Here is a 15313-nt window from a genome sequence, read left to right on the forward strand (position 1 = left end):
TTCTATAATGGCGTATTTATTGTGCCAAAATACAAATTTACATTTTATGTATTTTGGTTTTTTGTTTATTTGAGATATAGAACTTTCCTATTGAACAAGAAAGCTTCACCAGCATTGATTATTTTCACTTCCCAAGAGGCATCAGAACTAACCAAATTCTTACCTAAGGCCTGTGCAGCTTTTAGATGGCCCTTACCAAAGTTCTCGGATAAAAAGAGCGCACGCTTTGTGTACATATCCATCACATCCTCATTTTAATTTATTTAATCCCGGGAGCGCCTGTCTCTCACTACAGTGCTTCCAGGTTGTTTCTTTGCATAGGATTTCAACTGTGCTGCTATTTGGGCTAGCTGAAAGGGACTAGTGGAAATATTAGTCTCAGTATCAACAATAGCTAACGAAATACTTAGTATAGATGCTTCAGTTTGGTGAAGAGTAGATAATTCAGCCTCGAAGTTACCTATGATCTTGGAGGAAATAGCTTCCGCCAAGCTGGGTTTAGTCAATATTAAAAAGTCATCTCCGCCTATATGACCTACAAAGGTTCTATCTTCAAGATAATCGTTTACAGCATTGACAATGGACTTGGCTGTTAGACCTATTACCTTGTCTCCATTTTCAAAGCCATAGGTATCGTTATATTGCTTAAACCTATCTATATCAGCATAAATAAGTGACATGGGAGTACCTTCCTTTAAGCGCTGATCAAGCTCCTGCTGGATAGTAATGTTTCCAGGCAGCCCTGAAAGGGGGTTGGCAGCGTAAGCAAGGTCTACCCGCTTTTGGTTGACCTCAGTTAGATAGAGAATCAAATCCTTGACAGGGACAATTCCTTGGTATTTTGCGTCGTTCACTATAATCATGTGATCATTTGAGTTTAAATGATTTCGCTGGATAACCAGCTGAGAAACTGTTTCTATTGTTGTATTGCAATCCACAATCAGGGGATTGGCATTCATGATTTGCTGAATAGGTTTATCCATATAGAGTGATGCCCCGTATCTATTGCTCAGCTTGCCGTGAAGGTAGTCCTTCATCACTAGTCCTACCGGTGTCTTATCTTGAAGAACTACCACTCCAATAACATCACTATTGTTGCTAAAAAAGTCAACCACCTCTCTTGTTGTTATCTCTGGAGCATAGCATTTTGTATCAACTGATAGCTTACTTATTGGTGCTTCCATAGTTGAATAGGCATCACAGCTTATAGATTGCATTGAAACTATTTGACTTCTGACCGATTTTTTAGGGTTAGATATATTTTCAGAAGGGCGAGCTAGGTAAAAGCCCTGGCCATAATCCACCCCCAGGTTAATTAAAGCTGTCAACTCCTCTTGGGTTTCAATGCCCTCAGCAATCAAATAGGAATTGATTTTTTTACTAAAGGTAACAAAGGTTTCTGTCAGTGCCTGCTTAACAGGTGAGCTGTGGATATCCCTGATAAGTGACAGGTCCATTTTAATGTAATCGGGTTTAAGCTCAGCAATTGTTTGGAGACTGGAATAGCCAGATCCAGCATCATCTACTGCTACCAGAAAACCCTGTTTCCGGTAATGCTCTAGGGTTTTGCGAAAGGCAGCAAAGTTGTCAATAGAGGTGCCCTCGGTTATTTCAAAAACAATATTTGCTGGTGAAATACCTAGGCTATTGAGTAGCTCTCGTGTTTGTCCTCCGATAAAGTCTGGGTCATTGATAATATCCGGATTGATATTTATAAATATTTTGCTGTTGGCAGGAAGACCAAGGCGATGAATAGTGGTCAAAGCGGTCTCGCGAGCAATTTTTTCAAGTCTATATAGGTGACCTGAAGCCTCTGCAAAGGGAAATAGATTTCCCGGGGAATGAAAAAAGCTGTTTTTGGGACCTCTTGTTAAGCTTTCCCATCCAAGTGTGCTTCCAGTTTTCAAGGATACAATTGGCTGATATAAAGTAGAGATTGCTTTGTTTTCTAAAAGCTGCTTAAAGGATTGGTAGTGCTCAGCCTGCTCTAGACCCATGGGAGTTCTAGCCATATTGTAGGCTCTTTTAAGTGCATTGTAGATGGAGGTATCTACGCTTTCATCGGCTTCCAGTAGGGCAAAGCTTTTGTGAAACTGGATTGGTTTTATTTTTGGATAATTATTAATTAAGGCTTCTTCTAAATCAGTACATAAGCTTTGTACAAGCTGACTTAAGTGCTTAAGGTTATTGCTATTGTGATTCTTGTATATAAAAAATTCGTCTCCGCTTTGCTCAAAGGAGATGTACTCTCCTTTAAAGTATTTTCTGCGGTTATTAGAAATGAAAGTAGAGCAAAACTTTAGTATTTCCCGGCACAGCTTGGGACCGTGAACTTCTTTATAATAGGTGAATTTTACAATATCTAGGTAAATTAATGTGACTTTATCTCCGCGCTTTAGGAAATGATTAATAGTCATTTTAGTAAACAATGCAATCACCCTTATACTGTTTATAGGTTAATTTAATAATAACAAGAGGATGTTGCTGGGTGGTTAATTTTGTATTAATCTGTGATTAAGCTTTTGTATACTTAAACACTTTGCCATTTGGGCATACTAACTAGCAAACTGGGACAGGAGGATTTATTTTATGCTTGAAAATTTTTCTGAAGAATTACTAAAAAATGTAGCTACTGAGTGCAGTATGTTTGAAAGTATTGCCCAAGTGCAAGGTTTTGGCGCTTCCATAGCTGCTCTTTCGGGAGATGAACAACCTCAGTGTGATAACTGTGTTCATTGGTTAGCTAGTACCTGTTCAATTTTTCGCTCGGAGCTTTATAGTATGCGAGATTGAATAAAAATATTTTGTAAAGCAATAATAATATTGAAAACACATGGAGGTGAGCACAAAAATGAGTACTGACGATAAAGATTTCTTAAAACGCACTCTAATCAATCAACAGGAAGCTGTGCGTGACTATCAGCGCTTTGCCGACCAGACAGAAGACAGCAATCTAAAGCAAATTTTTTCGGAGTTCGCTGAAAACGAAGGGCAGCACGCTCAAAAATTAAAGCAAATTCTGGAGGAGCAGTAATGAAAAATGAAAAGAATAAAGACAAAAACTACGAGATTGGTGAAGCGCTAGTACCTGAGAGTATGGGTTCTGCTACTTATGTTAATCTCGATGGACAATCAGAGCCCGATTACAGTCAATTTGAAATGCCTATGATTTCTGGTGACATCCGCACTGCCCCCTGGGGACTTCAGCCTAGCTTGGAATCCATGTGCCGAGAAGCAGGAGTGGATTTTGATGGACTAATTCAGGGCTATTTAAAGGATGAATCAGATCAAGAGCTAGCAAATCGCTATGGAGTAAAAGAAAGCACAATTGCTTGCTTAAAAAAACATTTTGAACAATATGGTATCGATTCTGTTGTAGGAAACGATTAGGGTGGTTAAGAGAGTGAGAGCCAGTAGCTCTCACTTTTTTTGTGCCTTTATTTTAACCTTAGTCTAACATAATATAAACAAATTTTTAATCTCGTTAAATTCTGGTCTTAACTTTGTTATGTTAGGCTTACCTTAAAATACATTTATTTCCGAGGTGAAGGTTCCCATGTCAATCGTTTCAGCTAATCCCATTGGCAATTTTAGCTGTCCCACATTAACTTCTGATATTTCCACAACAGTAGAGCAGGCTGCCGATATGTTCAGAAAGACTAATCAAGATGCACTGGTGGTTACTGTAAGCGGTAAGCCTATGGGCTTAGTTATCAAAGACAGCTTATATGCCTTGCTTGGCTCCCGCTACGGGGTTTCTCTCTACTCTCACCGCACCCTTGAATCTGTTATGAATAAGAAGCCACTGATAGTTTCCTATGAGACACCAGTAGATAAGGTTGCCAGCCTAGCCACTAGCTGGACAAGTGACTTCCATGATAGAATAATTATCACTAAGGACGAGCTGTTTGATGGAATAATTGATATTAAAAGTCTGCTACAGCTTCTCAATGAAAACCAGCGAGAGCTGGCAGAGCAGCAACTTAACACTTTGAACCAAGCCAGTGACTCTGTTTTTACCATCGCCAAGTCAATCAATTCAATTAGTAAGCAAACCGAATTGACTAAATTAGATTCCATTAAAATGCGAGAAATTACTGAAAATAAAAAGGAAATATTGGATAAAGTCTTTACGGCTATTGGAGAAATGGAGAAAACGGGAATAGAGCAAAAGCAGGAAATTGAAAACCTCACAAAGCTGGCCAAAGACATTGTCCCCTTTACTGTATCAATTAAAACTATATCTGAGCAAACTAATCTATTAGCTCTTAACGCAGCCATTGAGGCTGCCCGTGCGGGTCAATTTGGAAAGGGCTTCTCTGTAGTGGCGGATGAAATCAGAAAACTAGCAGAGGAATCATCTAAATCTGTGGAAATGATTACAGAGCTCTTGTCTTCTATTGAAATAGGTGTTACAAAGGCTGTTGAGGCAACAGAGATAACACAGAAAAAAATAGACTTGTGCACAGCACTGGCCTCTAGCTCAGACGAAACCTTCAAGCAACTCATAACTTCCATTAATTCAACAACAGGAGGAATTGAAGAAGTAGCTTCCCAATGCCAACAAGTCAATGCCAGTACTGAGCAATTAGCTGGAAATATGGATACTATGGTACGACAGGCCGAAGAAAACTTACAGGAACTTTTAGCTATTGCTAAAAGGGAAGATAATAAAAACAACAGTAGCCACTAGTATTGCCTATTTAAATAGCAATACCAGTGTAGCTACTGTTATGCAGTATGCTGACAAATATATAAGTTTACCCTCAAGAACTAGATTGATAAATAACTTAATGACAAAATAGGAAGACAAAAGTGCAGCTATAAATGAAACTGTATATAGCCCCCACATTCCTCCTACTGTAACAGCACTATATATTTCAGGAAGTTTCAAGGCAAGTGCTGCTATCCCCACTGGAATAGACATAAAAAAAGAAAATTTAAGTGCTGTTTCCCTATTCAACCCTACTCCTAGTGCAGCTACTACAGTTGCACCAGAGCGACTGATGCCTGGAGCTAAAGCAATTGCTTGAGCAAATCCAATAATTAAAGCATCCTTTAACTTCATATCTCTTTCACTCTTTTCCCCCGACAGCTTCCTAACTAGCCACAAAGCTATCCCTGTGATAATTAAGGCAACAGCAACCGTTGTTAGGGTGGTTAGCTTTCCTCCAATAAATCCAGCGAAAAGCCCTCCAATTACTACTGCTGGCAAAGTTGCAATTACTAAGTGAAAAATGAATTTTGCAGAAGCCCTTAAATCCTTAACTATATCCCATATATCCCTTCTGTACACAATAAATACAGCAACTAAAGAAGCACCATTTAAAAAGACCTCAAAATGTAAGTCGGGCACATGTAGACCCCAAAAGTGTTGAGCTATTACTAAGTGACCACTAGATGAGATAGGTAACGGTTCTGTTAAACCTTGAATCAGCCCTAGTGCTATATATTGAAGGTAGATAAAAATTTCTGACATCTTTTCCTCCTCTGTTCTTAATAATTACGGGTTGAGGTCTTTCCTCTTTCCAGTAACCAAAAAAATTACAGCTTCACAAATGTTAGTAGAGTGATCTGCCACCCGCTCCAGGTATCGTCCTATAAACAATAAATGGGTGGCTTGATTAATACTCTTGGGATTTTCCATCATAATTACTAACAGCTCGCGAAATATTTGCTTGTATAGCTCATCCACTTTATCATCATCTGCAGCTATTTCTTCTGCCAGCTCCACATCTTCCCTTACATAACTGTCCAGAGATTTAGAGACCATAGACTTTGCCATTTCAGCCATGCGCGGAATATCAATTAGTGGCTTAATTAAAGGTTCTTTCCCAATGCGCTTACAGGTCTTAGCAATATCGCAGGCGTAATCAGCCATCCTCTCGAGATCTTTAATTATATTAAAGGCTATCCCTATTTTTCTTAGATCCTTGCCCATAGGTTGCTGAGTTGCAATCAACTTCATGCATTGATCTTCAATATCCAAATCCAGTTCATTGACAGTTTCATCCCTATCCAGCACATCCTGAGCTAATTCTAAGTCTTGTGTGGCTAAGGCCTCCACCGCATCAGTAATCATTTCTTCCACTAAACCACCCATACGCAAAATGTCCTTTTGAAGCTCCTTTAGCAAATTATCAAAGTTAACTCTAACCATAATATTGTCACTCCCATCTCTTTTTTATCCAAACCTACCTGTAATATAATCTTCAGTCTTTTGATTTGCTGGCTTTGTGAAAATAGTCTCTGTCTCCCCGATCTCGACTAACTCTCCATTTAAGAAAAAAGCTGTACTGTCAGAAACTCTTGCAGCTTGTTGCATATTGTGAGTGACAATGATTATATGATATTTTTCTTGTAGCTCCCTGATAAGTTCCTCTACTTTTAATGTGGAAATGGGGTCAAGGGCAGAGGTTGGCTCATCCATAAGTATCACCTCTGGCTCCATTGCTAAGGCTCTGGCAATACAAAGGCGCTGCTGCTGCCCGCCTGATAGGCTCATTCCCGACTCATGTAATCTATCCTTTACTTCATCCCATAATGCTGCCTGCTTTAGGCTTCTCTCGGCTATTTCCCCTAGCTTCTTTTTATCTTTGATACCGTGAATTTTAGGTGCATAAACAACATTTTCAAAAATAGACTTGGGAAAAGGATTGGGTTTTTGAAATACCATTCCCACATTAGTCCGATAATCAATTAGATTTATTTTATCGGAGAAAATGTTCTTACCTTTAAATTCTATTTTCCCATCAATTTTAACATCAGGTACAATATCTATCATTCTGTTTAACACTTTTAAAAATGTAGACTTCCCACAGCCAGAAGGGCCAATTATTGAAGTAACCTTATTAGCTTCTATCTTAAAACATATATCCTTTAATGCTTGATTTGTACCATACCAAAGATTTAATTTATCCACATTAAAAATTACATCTTTACTTGTCATATACATCCTCCTCACACACATATAAAGAAAAATTATCATTTTCTTAACAATCTCTTCAAAACAATACCTGTCATTACTTTGACAGGTATTGTTTTGGGAGGGTGTTAAACTCATCTATATAAAAGGTGACTTGGCAATAATTATCCTTTATACTCAAATTTGTTATTCTAAATAGAAGTCCATTCGATATCCATATCCTCTAACTGTGGCAATATCACAAGCTGTACATGAAGACAACTTCTGACGTAAATACCTTATGTGTACATCTAGTGTCCTTAAATCTCCTTTATAATCAGAACCCCAAATATAGTTTATTAGATATTCCCTGCGCAATGCCTTACCCGGATTACTGGACAATAGTTTTGCTAACTCATATTCCTTAGGGGTTAAATGTATATTTTTCCCTAGACACGTTAATGATTTCTCTTGACTGTTAAACTGCAATACTTTACTACTAAAGTCATCCTCTTTAATATCTTCAGTTAACGAATTGTATCGCAAGTTAGATTTTACTCGAGCAGTTAATTCTTTAGGGCTAAAAGGCTTAGTAACATAGTCATTAGCTCCCATTTCTATTCCTAATATTTTATCTACTTCTTCTCCTTTGCCGCTAATCATTATTATAGGTTTTTTGTAATTAAGCTTACTGCGCAAATGTTGGCAAACTTGCAACCCACTTAGTTTAGGCAGCATCACATCTAATAAGATAAGCTCTGGGTTTTCCATTTTCACTTTTTCTATTGCCATAACTCCATCATACGCTGTACTAATTTCATAGCCCATTGAAGCTAGATTAAAGGACAATAATTCAACTATATGGGGTTCATCATCCACTACTAATACTCTAGCCATTGTTCCCACCCCTTTCCTGCTACAATGTCATTTTAAACTATAATTATTAAATGACCGTTATTGCCATTTTAAGTTTATATTAAGCTACCCAAATCTTCCTGTAATATAATCCTCGGTCTTTTGTTCTTTAGGCTGTGTAAACATCATATCAGTGGGCCCAGTTTCTACTACAACACCATTGAGAAAGAAAGAGGTCTTATCAGATACCCGAGCTGCCTGCTCCATATTATGGGTGACAATTACAATAGTATACTTCTCCTTCAAGTCATGTATCAGCTCTTCCACCTTAAGTGTTGCTAGAGGATCTAGGGCCGATGTGGGCTCATCCATGAGAATTATTTGTGGCTCAACAGACATTACTCTTGCGATGCAAAGTCTTTGTTGCTGTCCACCAGACAAATTTAATGCTGAATCATGTAGTCTCTCCTTCACTTCATCCCACAGAACTGCTTGCCGCAAGGATTTTTCTACAATTCCATATAGGGTTTCTTTATCCTTAATTCCATGAGCTCTTGGTCCATAAGCTATATTGTCAAATATACTAATAGGAAATGGGTTTGGCTTTTGAAAAACCATTCCAACCGCCTTGCGCAGCTGGACTACGTCTATCTCTGGACTATTGATATCCTGGCCCTCAATAGCTATTTTTCCCTTTATTCTAACCCCATGTATTAAATCGTTAAGCCTATTAAGGGTACGCAAAAAGGTCGATTTCCCACATCCTGAGGGCCCAATAATTGCAAAAACTTCATTGTTGAATATTTGTAACGTTACATTATTTAATGCTTGATTTTGCCCGTAAAATAAGTCTAAATTCTCCACATCGATCTGAACTTTTTTGCTAACTTGTTCGTTTATTTTATTCATCTTTTTTGCCCTCCTATGAGAACCTTTTTACTAGCCGCTTCAGCAAGTATCCAGCCGTAAGATTAATTACAAGTACTAAGATAATCAGAACCGCTCCAGCTCCAAAGGCAACATCCATATTCCCCGTCTCCATAGCTACCATATATAAGTGCAGTGCCAAGGTTCTACTGCCATCAAATACTGATGCTGGGATCAATAAACTCCCACCTAAAGTCAGTAAAAATGCTGCTGTTTCACCTACAACTCGGCCGATTGATAATATCAAACTGGTTAATATTCCAGGAAAAGCTACGGGTAAAATTAATTTTTTAATCGTATACCAACGGGTGGTGCCCAGAGCCAAACTACCTTCCCTCAAAGTATCTGGTACATTTTTTAGTGCTTCTTCAGAGGCTCTAATAATCACTGGTAAAATCATTATTACTCCAGTTAAGGCCCCAGATAAAATCGACCATCCACCTGTTATATCTCTTAACAATATAACAAAAAAAACAAAACCAAATAGTCCGTACACAATAGACGGAATTCCCGCCAATGACTCTGTAGCAAAACGTATTGTCTTCTTTAGTGGTCCCTCTAGGGTATATTCGTTCATATATATTGCTGCACCCACCCCTAAAGGAGTTGCAAGTAATAAAGTGAGAACTACCAAATAAATAGTGCCTAGAATTGCTGGGTAAATTCCCCCCTCAGCTCCCATACGTCTTGGCTCTTCTAAAAGAAACTCAACACTAATCATTCCAAGCCCTCTACTGAGAACATAAAAAACGATTGCTAAAAGGATGACTACAGTAAGAGCTGCTGCTAAGCTCAATAAAGTAAATGCGATTAATTGATTTCTTTCTACTTTTGTCATCTCTTATTCCCCCTTTTAGCCAGTGCCATGGTAAGTGAATTTAAAAACATAATAAATACAAATAGTACGATCCCAGTAGCAAAAAGCGCTTGCCTGTGCTCTGGGCCAGCATACCCCATTTCCAAAGCAATGTTTCCTGTCATACTTCTCACAGGAGCAAAAAGCCCTTCCCAGCCTAATTCTGGTATAAGCACTGTATTTCCAACCACCATAATTATGGCCATTGTTTCTCCCAAAGCTCTACCTATTCCTAGTATAATAGCTGCTAAAATTCCAGATTTTGCTGCCGGAACGACTACAGTGTATATATTCTGCCACTTAGATGCTCCTAGAGCCATGGCTCCTTCTTTATATTCCTTTGGCACACATCTAATTGCATCTTCTGATATATTTATAACAGTTGGCAATATCATAATTGCTAAGATTATCCCACCTGCTAGAACCGAGTATCCAGTCTGATAGTGTGCTGGGAGTATATCTCCAAAGGGTCCTTTAGCCACAGCTGAAATAATCTCTCTTATTACTACCATTCCAAACAAACCGTACACTACTGAAGGTATACCTGCTAGTAGTTCAATTGCAGGCCTAACAATCTGAGCATATTTCTGAGGGGCTATTTCTGCTAAGAAAACCGCTACTGCTATACCCATTGGAGCACCAATAATTAAGGCAACAGCTGTAACTAAAATTGTCCCAACTATCATTGGAAATATGCCATAAATCTGATTTGTAGGGTTCCAAGTAGTTCCAAAAATCACATTAAACAAACCGTACTCTAAAAAAATAGGCATCCCTTCTTTAAAAATGAAAAAACCAATGAGAGCTAATGCTAATACTGAAGTTAAAGCCATTGCAAGCAATAGTAGTTTTACAATTTTTTCTTCAAAATCTCTATTAGATCCTGTGCAATTATTAATAAAAGATTGCTCTTTGATGTTGTGCTGCGTCGGGTTTGTTTGCTCCATGCAACACCCTCCTCTGTTAATAAATTGTTAAATGGTTAATGTAATAAAAAGGGCGGTTATCCACCACCCTTTTTATTTTGACTACAAATTAGTTTACAGGGACAAAACCGTTTTCTTCAACGATAGCTTGCCCGTCATCACTAAGAACAAAGTCAACAAAGGCTTGTGCTAGCTCACTTAGAGGTTGATCTTCTGGAGCAAGGTAAACAAATGGTCTAGCAACAGGGTAATTTCCTGCTACAATATCAGCAACAGTTGCTTCTACGCCATCAACAGCAACAGCCTGAACGGAGTCATTTAGAGCACCTAGAGAAACATAACCGATAGCGTTGGCATCGTTAGAAACTGATTCTCTAACTGCACCTGTAGAGTTTTGAACAATTGCAGTAGCTGCCATTTCTCCATCACCTAAAACTATTTCAGAAAATGCTCCACGTGTTCCAGATCCCTCTTCTCGTGTTACCACTACAATATTGGCATCATCGCCACCAACCTCAGACCAGTTAGTAATTTCACCATTGAATATTTTTGTAATATCATCAAAAGCAATGTCGTTTATAGGATTGTCAGGGTGAGTTATAACTGCAATTCCATCAATAGCTACTGTAATATCTTTTACTCCTGTTTCATCATCCCTAATTGCACGGGAAGATGCTCCTAGGTCAGCTGCTCCCTCTTGTGCAGCTCTAACCCCAGCACCAGATCCACCACCTGATACTTCTAACCGGGTATTTGGATGAATATTCATAAATCCTGCTGCCAGCTCTTCAGAAAGGGGCTGCACTGAAGTTGAACCAGCCATTGTAATTGTGCCACTGAGTGTTTGCTCTTGTGGCTCCCCATTTTGTCCATCATCAGAAGGAGCTGGTTCTTCACTGCTACCTCCACAGCCAGTTAATGCCACCATGCCTAGAATTAAAATAGTTGCTACTAAAAAGATGCTCTTTCCTGTGAAAATTTGTCTTGCTTTTTCCATCTAAATTAACCTCCTCAAATATTTATATTTATTTTTTATTCGACTTAAGTATAAATGAAAGGCACTAGTTTGTAGGTTATAGTATTGTAAAAATAATGTTAAGTTTAAATTAAGATTGCTACCGCCCATGCCGGGCGCAAAAAAAGGTTAGCTTCATATATTTAGAAGCTAACCTTTCATTTGCAATTTAATAAAGCAATGGTACTACTACAGTAAACATCCTAGAGCTATCTTTAGCACTTTCACTGTATAACTGGAGAAATATTTGATTTCCGTCGGGCTCCTTCTCTAGCTCAATCTGCTCTTCGAAATAGCCCCAATCACCCATAGCGGCCTGGGTAAACCCTTTAGTAAGTACATCTCCAGTTTCGTCTGTAACTTCGTACATCACAGTTCCCTCAAATACACTAGCCAAGCCTGAAATATTAATTTTTCTACTATCTAAATGCTGACTTGGCTCAGGGCTTAATAATTTAATCCACTCAGAGCTTGCTACGATAGGTTGCTTTACATAATCCAAGCCAACTAACTTCATAAAATATCTATCTTTGTCATTGCGGTCCACAATATTAAAGGGCAACTGCTCTTCACCTAAGACAATCAAATCATAAGCTGGCTCCATTTCATTGTCATCAGCTGTTTGGCCAGGGCCAGGCTCCACTACATTCACCATAATCTTTAATTCCTCTTCCCTAGCAACTGCCTCTTCTACTTCAACCTGGTAGCCTCTGTCTTCACCCATTGTTAGTAGTAAGTACCTATTTCCCTCGTATTCTCGCTCTTGCACTGCATAGAGCTCTTGAGAGCGATTAATCCATTGCTGTAGCTCTGAATCTAATTCATCATATTTAGGGCGATTAAATCCTTCAAGCTCTTCCCTCTCTGCATTACTATGGCACCCTGAAAGGATCAAAACACCAGCTATAGTTACTATAAACAATATTCTCCACACATCAAGTCTCTCCTTTGAGCTGTTACTCGCCTCCAATTAATTCTGGATCCGGTTCAATCGGTTCTAGATAATAAAAATGTCCCCAGATATCTTCATGTTTCTCGCCGTTGATTAAAAATTGAACACTTTCAACCTCTGGAAGCTGAGCTAGCGTATTAACAACAGAAAATACAGTCATGGTTTCCCCTGCTGAGCCACCCCAGTGATTTGTTACCGCTGTTTCTGAGAAGTTTACATAAGCTATACCATCAGCAGTTTCCAGTGACAACAACTCTGTTTCTTCTGGCAATGTTCTATTCCGCCCTTCTTCCTCAGGACCTACAATTAATTCTGCTACCATTATTTCTGCTAAAACCCTATTGTCCTTTACCACTACTCTTTCTTCTGGCAACAGAAACATAGCGTCGCTATCCGAAAAGTATAGTGTTACCTCCACCTGCTCCTGCTCAGGGTTAGGATCTACTGGGTCAACTTGTTCATTATCCTGCCCCTCAGGTTCAGTACTGCTACCTCCTACACATCCCATTAAAAATAAACCGGCAACCAACACAAATACAGACATAATTAATATTTTTTTCTTCATTATTTTATACCCCCTTTATCTTTCTTGACTTTATTATAACCACTAATATTTACATTACTTTTAATAAATGTTACAAATCTGTTAAGATGGCGGAATAATAATTAAAAATTCTGCTCCTCTGTTATTTTCTCCCTCACCCACTTGAATCCTGCCCTTATGCAAGTTTACAATTTCTTGTGTTAATGCTAAGCCTAGCCCTGAGCCTCCAGTATCTCTGCTTCGAGCTCTATCTATTCTATAAAATCGCTGAAAGATTTTTTCTCGTTCCTCTAACGGTATTCCTTCACCCCTGTCTTTCACACTGAAGTATAGACTCTGGCTTTCTTCTATTAATCCATAATCAAACACCACTTCAGTTCCAGTAGGTGAGTATTTAATACCATTATCTAAAATATTGTAGATTGCTCGCAACATCATTTTTCCATCTAAATTCCAGTATATATCAGAGTCCCCTATAACTCTTAGCTCAATTCTCTTTTGCTGGGCTAATGGTTCCAATCTGTGAACAGCTTCCCAGACTATTTCCCCCACTGCAACCTCTTCTAGTTTAATCATATTGCCGCTTTCAATCTGACTAAGAGCTAAAAGGTCTTCCACTAGCTTGCTCAAGCGATCCACTTCACCATTTAGGTCTGCCAACAACTCTACCACTTCTTCATCCTTAAGAGACCTATTCGTTACAGATTCTAAAAGGGCTTTTATTGCTGCCAATGGTGATTTCAATTCATGGGATGCGTTGGCTACAAACTGCTTTCTAATTTCATCTTCAAGCTTAATTTTGTTGCTCATCTGATTAAAAGCTCTTCCCAACTCTTTAATTTCAAAACTTCCCTTGGGATCAACCTGGTATCCATATTGCCCTGCCTCCATCCTCTTTACTCCCTGACCTAAACGCTCTAAAGGCACCGTTAGTAACTTAGATAGCATTAAGCTTATAATAAAGGCAACTGCTCCCACAGAAATTCCAAAGTATATAAACCTGTCCCTAATAATACTAAGCTGTTGGTAAATGTTGTTTATGTCAGCAGATATAAATGCAATCCCTAAAATTTCTTTGCCGGAAACTATAGGGACCGCCAGGTAATACACATGTCCTACCCGGGAAAAGTAATAAGGTGAACCAGAGGTCTTACCCTCAAGGGCATTAACTACTTGAGGATTGTCCAAACGCTTCTGCTCTAAACCTATGGCTGAATCTGCCACAATGTTTTTCTCTTTATCTGCAACAATAATTCTAAAGCCAGTTTGTTCACTAGTACTGCGTGCAATAAAGCTCAAGTAATGGTAATCTCCTTCTCTTAAGTATGGAACACTTTGATTAGCTACAACATTTGCATGAATCAGTAAGGTGTTGCGCTTTTCTTCTAAGAATGTTTCTTCAAAGTATGAAATCACAAGGGTTCCTAGCGTTATTATTGCAATAGCTATGAGGATTAAATAGATTAATCCTAATTTGAAGCCCATGTTAATACGCATTAGTGTTCCTCCTGATTGAAATAATAGCCCACACCCCATTTTGTTAAAATATACGAAGGTTTACCTGGATTTTCTTCCACTTTTTCTCGTAGTCTCCGCACGTGAACATCTACAGTTCGATCTTCACCAATATAATCATAACCCCATATCTGTTCTAATAATTGATTCCTGGAGTAAATTCTCCCTGGATGCTTTACCAATAGTAATAGTATGTCATACTCTTTAGCAGTGAGATTTACTTCTTTGTCATCCACGTAAATTCGATGTTTTGCCAAATCAATCTTTAATTTACCAAAAGACAGCTCGTTTTTCTCTTCTCTTTGCCCTAGGTTTTTATATCTACGCAAAATAGCTTTGATCCTAGCCAAAAGCTCCCTAGTATTGAAGGGCTTAGATAGATAGTCATCGGCCCCCATCTCCAGTCCAATTATCTTATCTACATCTTCACCCTTGGCTGTTAACATAATAATTGGAACCTGAGAGCTCGCTCTGATCTCACGACATACTGTAAGACCATCTAGTTCCGGTAACATTAAGTCCAACACAATCAAGTCATAGCTTCCCTGCTGAAATTCAGTTAGAGCAGTTCTCCCGTCGTATACCGCTTTCACTTCATATCCTTCCTGCTCCAAGCTCTTTTTCAAACCCTTAACCAACAGCTTTTCATCATCTATAAGTAAAATTTTCTCCACGGGCATCACCCCTATTTTTATAGGTTTTAATTATAGTATAACATCTTTTTTTTTATCGAGTAGGAGGTAGATAATTATTTTATCTACCGTCCTCTCACACCACCAAGCATACCGTTCGGTACTTGGCGGTTCATTAAGTTAATTG

Annotated in this window: 18 protein-coding genes; 4 read left to right on the forward strand and 14 right to left on the reverse strand. The window is 38.6% G+C overall.

Translation table 11 applies throughout. The annotated features are described in order from the left end of the window. Window positions 1-65: 65 nt before the first annotated feature. Both GGQ84_RS14115 and GGQ84_RS14120 read right to left on the reverse strand, forming a co-directional pair. Window positions 66-236 (reverse strand): hypothetical protein, encoded by a 171-nt coding sequence (locus tag GGQ84_RS14115; RefSeq protein WP_429163450.1) that lies wholly within the window; start codon window positions 234-236, stop codon window positions 66-68. A gap of 27 nt (window positions 237-263) precedes the next feature. Further along, window positions 264-2417, reverse strand: a complete 2154-nt coding sequence (locus GGQ84_RS14120; protein WP_429163451.1) for an EAL domain-containing protein — start codon at window positions 2415-2417, stop codon at window positions 264-266. Between the two features lie 172 nt (window positions 2418-2589). Here GGQ84_RS14120 and GGQ84_RS14125 point away from each other — a divergent pair, with 172 nt between their 5' ends. From GGQ84_RS14125 to GGQ84_RS14140, 4 genes are all read left to right on the forward strand, one after another. Next, window positions 2590-2793 carry a hypothetical protein gene (locus GGQ84_RS14125; protein ID WP_429163452.1) on the forward strand — a complete coding sequence of 68 codons (204 nt, stop codon included), beginning with the start codon at window positions 2590-2592 and terminating at the stop codon, window positions 2791-2793. Between the two features lie 58 nt (window positions 2794-2851). Next, entirely contained in the window at window positions 2852-3034 is a 183-nt protein-coding gene (locus GGQ84_RS14130) for a ferritin family protein (RefSeq protein WP_429163453.1), read from the forward strand. Continuing rightward, complete coding sequence (locus GGQ84_RS14135; protein WP_429163454.1) at window positions 3034-3390, forward strand: helix-turn-helix domain-containing protein; 357 nt, start codon at window positions 3034-3036, stop codon at window positions 3388-3390. Before GGQ84_RS14130 ends, GGQ84_RS14135 begins: the two co-directional genes overlap by 1 nt. Window positions 3391-3556: 166 nt before the next feature. Further along, window positions 3557-4693 carry a methyl-accepting chemotaxis protein gene (locus GGQ84_RS14140; RefSeq protein WP_429163455.1) on the forward strand — a complete coding sequence of 379 codons (1137 nt, stop codon included), beginning with the start codon at window positions 3557-3559 and terminating at the stop codon, window positions 4691-4693. 6 nt (window positions 4694-4699) lie between these two features. Here the strand turns inward: GGQ84_RS14140 and GGQ84_RS14145 are convergent, their stop codons facing one another. The 12 genes from GGQ84_RS14145 to GGQ84_RS14200 form a co-directional block, all read right to left on the reverse strand. Then, complete coding sequence (locus tag GGQ84_RS14145) at window positions 4700-5479, reverse strand: undecaprenyl-diphosphate phosphatase (RefSeq protein ID WP_429163456.1); 780 nt, start codon at window positions 5477-5479, stop codon at window positions 4700-4702. A gap of 24 nt (window positions 5480-5503) precedes the next feature. Further along, window positions 5504-6160 carry a phosphate signaling complex protein PhoU gene (gene phoU / locus GGQ84_RS14150; protein ID WP_429163457.1) on the reverse strand — a complete coding sequence of 219 codons (657 nt, stop codon included), beginning with the start codon at window positions 6158-6160 and terminating at the stop codon, window positions 5504-5506. 24 nt (window positions 6161-6184) lie between these two features. Next, window positions 6185-6955 (reverse strand): phosphate ABC transporter ATP-binding protein PstB, encoded by a 771-nt coding sequence (gene pstB, locus GGQ84_RS14155; RefSeq protein WP_429163458.1) that lies wholly within the window; start codon window positions 6953-6955, stop codon window positions 6185-6187. A 156-nt stretch (window positions 6956-7111) separates the two neighbouring features. Beyond that, a complete protein-coding gene (locus GGQ84_RS14160; RefSeq protein ID WP_429163459.1) occupies window positions 7112-7801 on the reverse strand; it encodes a response regulator transcription factor in 690 nt (229 codons plus the stop codon). Window positions 7802-7885: 84 nt separating this feature from the next. Beyond that, window positions 7886-8668, reverse strand: a complete 783-nt coding sequence (gene pstB, locus GGQ84_RS14165) for a phosphate ABC transporter ATP-binding protein PstB (RefSeq protein ID WP_429163460.1) — start codon at window positions 8666-8668, stop codon at window positions 7886-7888. A 13-nt stretch (window positions 8669-8681) separates the two neighbouring features. Continuing rightward, window positions 8682-9524 carry a phosphate ABC transporter permease PstA gene (gene pstA, locus GGQ84_RS14170; protein ID WP_429163461.1) on the reverse strand — a complete coding sequence of 281 codons (843 nt, stop codon included), beginning with the start codon at window positions 9522-9524 and terminating at the stop codon, window positions 8682-8684. Further along, entirely contained in the window at window positions 9521-10489 is a 969-nt protein-coding gene (pstC, locus tag GGQ84_RS14175) for a phosphate ABC transporter permease subunit PstC (protein WP_429163462.1), read from the reverse strand. Before pstC ends, pstA begins: the two co-directional genes overlap by 4 nt. Before the next feature lie 88 nt (window positions 10490-10577). Further along, window positions 10578-11465 carry a phosphate ABC transporter substrate-binding protein gene (locus GGQ84_RS14180; protein ID WP_429163463.1) on the reverse strand — a complete coding sequence of 296 codons (888 nt, stop codon included), beginning with the start codon at window positions 11463-11465 and terminating at the stop codon, window positions 10578-10580. 187 nt (window positions 11466-11652) lie between these two features. Beyond that, window positions 11653-12417 (reverse strand): Gmad2 immunoglobulin-like domain-containing protein, encoded by a 765-nt coding sequence (locus GGQ84_RS14185; RefSeq protein WP_429163464.1) that lies wholly within the window; start codon window positions 12415-12417, stop codon window positions 11653-11655. Between the two features lie 22 nt (window positions 12418-12439). Further along, window positions 12440-13000 (reverse strand): GerMN domain-containing protein, encoded by a 561-nt coding sequence (locus GGQ84_RS14190; RefSeq protein ID WP_429163465.1) that lies wholly within the window; start codon window positions 12998-13000, stop codon window positions 12440-12442. Window positions 13001-13081: 81 nt separating this feature from the next. Next, window positions 13082-14476 carry a sensor histidine kinase gene (locus tag GGQ84_RS14195; protein WP_429163466.1) on the reverse strand — a complete coding sequence of 465 codons (1395 nt, stop codon included), beginning with the start codon at window positions 14474-14476 and terminating at the stop codon, window positions 13082-13084. Further along, window positions 14476-15168, reverse strand: a complete 693-nt coding sequence (locus GGQ84_RS14200) for a response regulator transcription factor (RefSeq protein WP_429163467.1) — start codon at window positions 15166-15168, stop codon at window positions 14476-14478. The genes GGQ84_RS14195 and GGQ84_RS14200 overlap by 1 nt, the downstream gene beginning before the upstream one ends. Window positions 15169-15313 lie beyond the last annotated feature (145 nt).

It is taken from the genome of Desulfitispora alkaliphila, assembly GCF_050433185.1.
Lineage (GTDB): Bacteria > Bacillota > Desulfitisporia > Desulfitisporales > Desulfitisporaceae > Desulfitispora > Desulfitispora alkaliphila.

What these genes read in the sequence shown, in the direction of transcription:
- GGQ84_RS14130 (WP_429163453.1), top strand. Translation starts at nt 2,852, where the DNA reads ATGAGTACTGACGATAAAGATTTCTTAAAACGCACTCTAATCAATCAA.
- GGQ84_RS14190 (WP_429163465.1), bottom strand. Translation starts at nt 13,000, where the DNA reads ATGAAGAAAAAAATATTAATTATGTCTGTATTTGTGTTGGTTGCCGGT.
- GGQ84_RS14180 (WP_429163463.1), bottom strand. Translation starts at nt 11,465, where the DNA reads ATGGAAAAAGCAAGACAAATTTTCACAGGAAAGAGCATCTTTTTAGTA.
- GGQ84_RS14195 (WP_429163466.1), bottom strand. Translation starts at nt 14,476, where the DNA reads ATGCGTATTAACATGGGCTTCAAATTAGGATTAATCTATTTAATCCTC.
- GGQ84_RS14125 (WP_429163452.1), top strand. Translation starts at nt 2,590, where the DNA reads ATGCTTGAAAATTTTTCTGAAGAATTACTAAAAAATGTAGCTACTGAG.
- pstC (WP_429163462.1), bottom strand. Translation starts at nt 10,489, where the DNA reads ATGGAGCAAACAAACCCGACGCAGCACAACATCAAAGAGCAATCTTTT.
- GGQ84_RS14120 (WP_429163451.1), bottom strand. Translation starts at nt 2,417, where the DNA reads ATGACTATTAATCATTTCCTAAAGCGCGGAGATAAAGTCACATTAATT.
- pstA (WP_429163461.1), bottom strand. Translation starts at nt 9,524, where the DNA reads ATGACAAAAGTAGAAAGAAATCAATTAATCGCATTTACTTTATTGAGC.
- GGQ84_RS14140 (WP_429163455.1), top strand. Translation starts at nt 3,557, where the DNA reads ATGTCAATCGTTTCAGCTAATCCCATTGGCAATTTTAGCTGTCCCACA.
- GGQ84_RS14115 (WP_429163450.1), bottom strand. Translation starts at nt 236, where the DNA reads ATGTACACAAAGCGTGCGCTCTTTTTATCCGAGAACTTTGGTAAGGGC.
- GGQ84_RS14135 (WP_429163454.1), top strand. Translation starts at nt 3,034, where the DNA reads ATGAAAAATGAAAAGAATAAAGACAAAAACTACGAGATTGGTGAAGCG.
- pstB (WP_429163460.1), bottom strand. Translation starts at nt 8,668, where the DNA reads ATGAATAAAATAAACGAACAAGTTAGCAAAAAAGTTCAGATCGATGTG.
- pstB (WP_429163458.1), bottom strand. Translation starts at nt 6,955, where the DNA reads ATGTATATGACAAGTAAAGATGTAATTTTTAATGTGGATAAATTAAAT.
- GGQ84_RS14145 (WP_429163456.1), bottom strand. Translation starts at nt 5,479, where the DNA reads ATGTCAGAAATTTTTATCTACCTTCAATATATAGCACTAGGGCTGATT.
- GGQ84_RS14160 (WP_429163459.1), bottom strand. Translation starts at nt 7,801, where the DNA reads ATGGCTAGAGTATTAGTAGTGGATGATGAACCCCATATAGTTGAATTA.
- phoU (WP_429163457.1), bottom strand. Translation starts at nt 6,160, where the DNA reads ATGGTTAGAGTTAACTTTGATAATTTGCTAAAGGAGCTTCAAAAGGAC.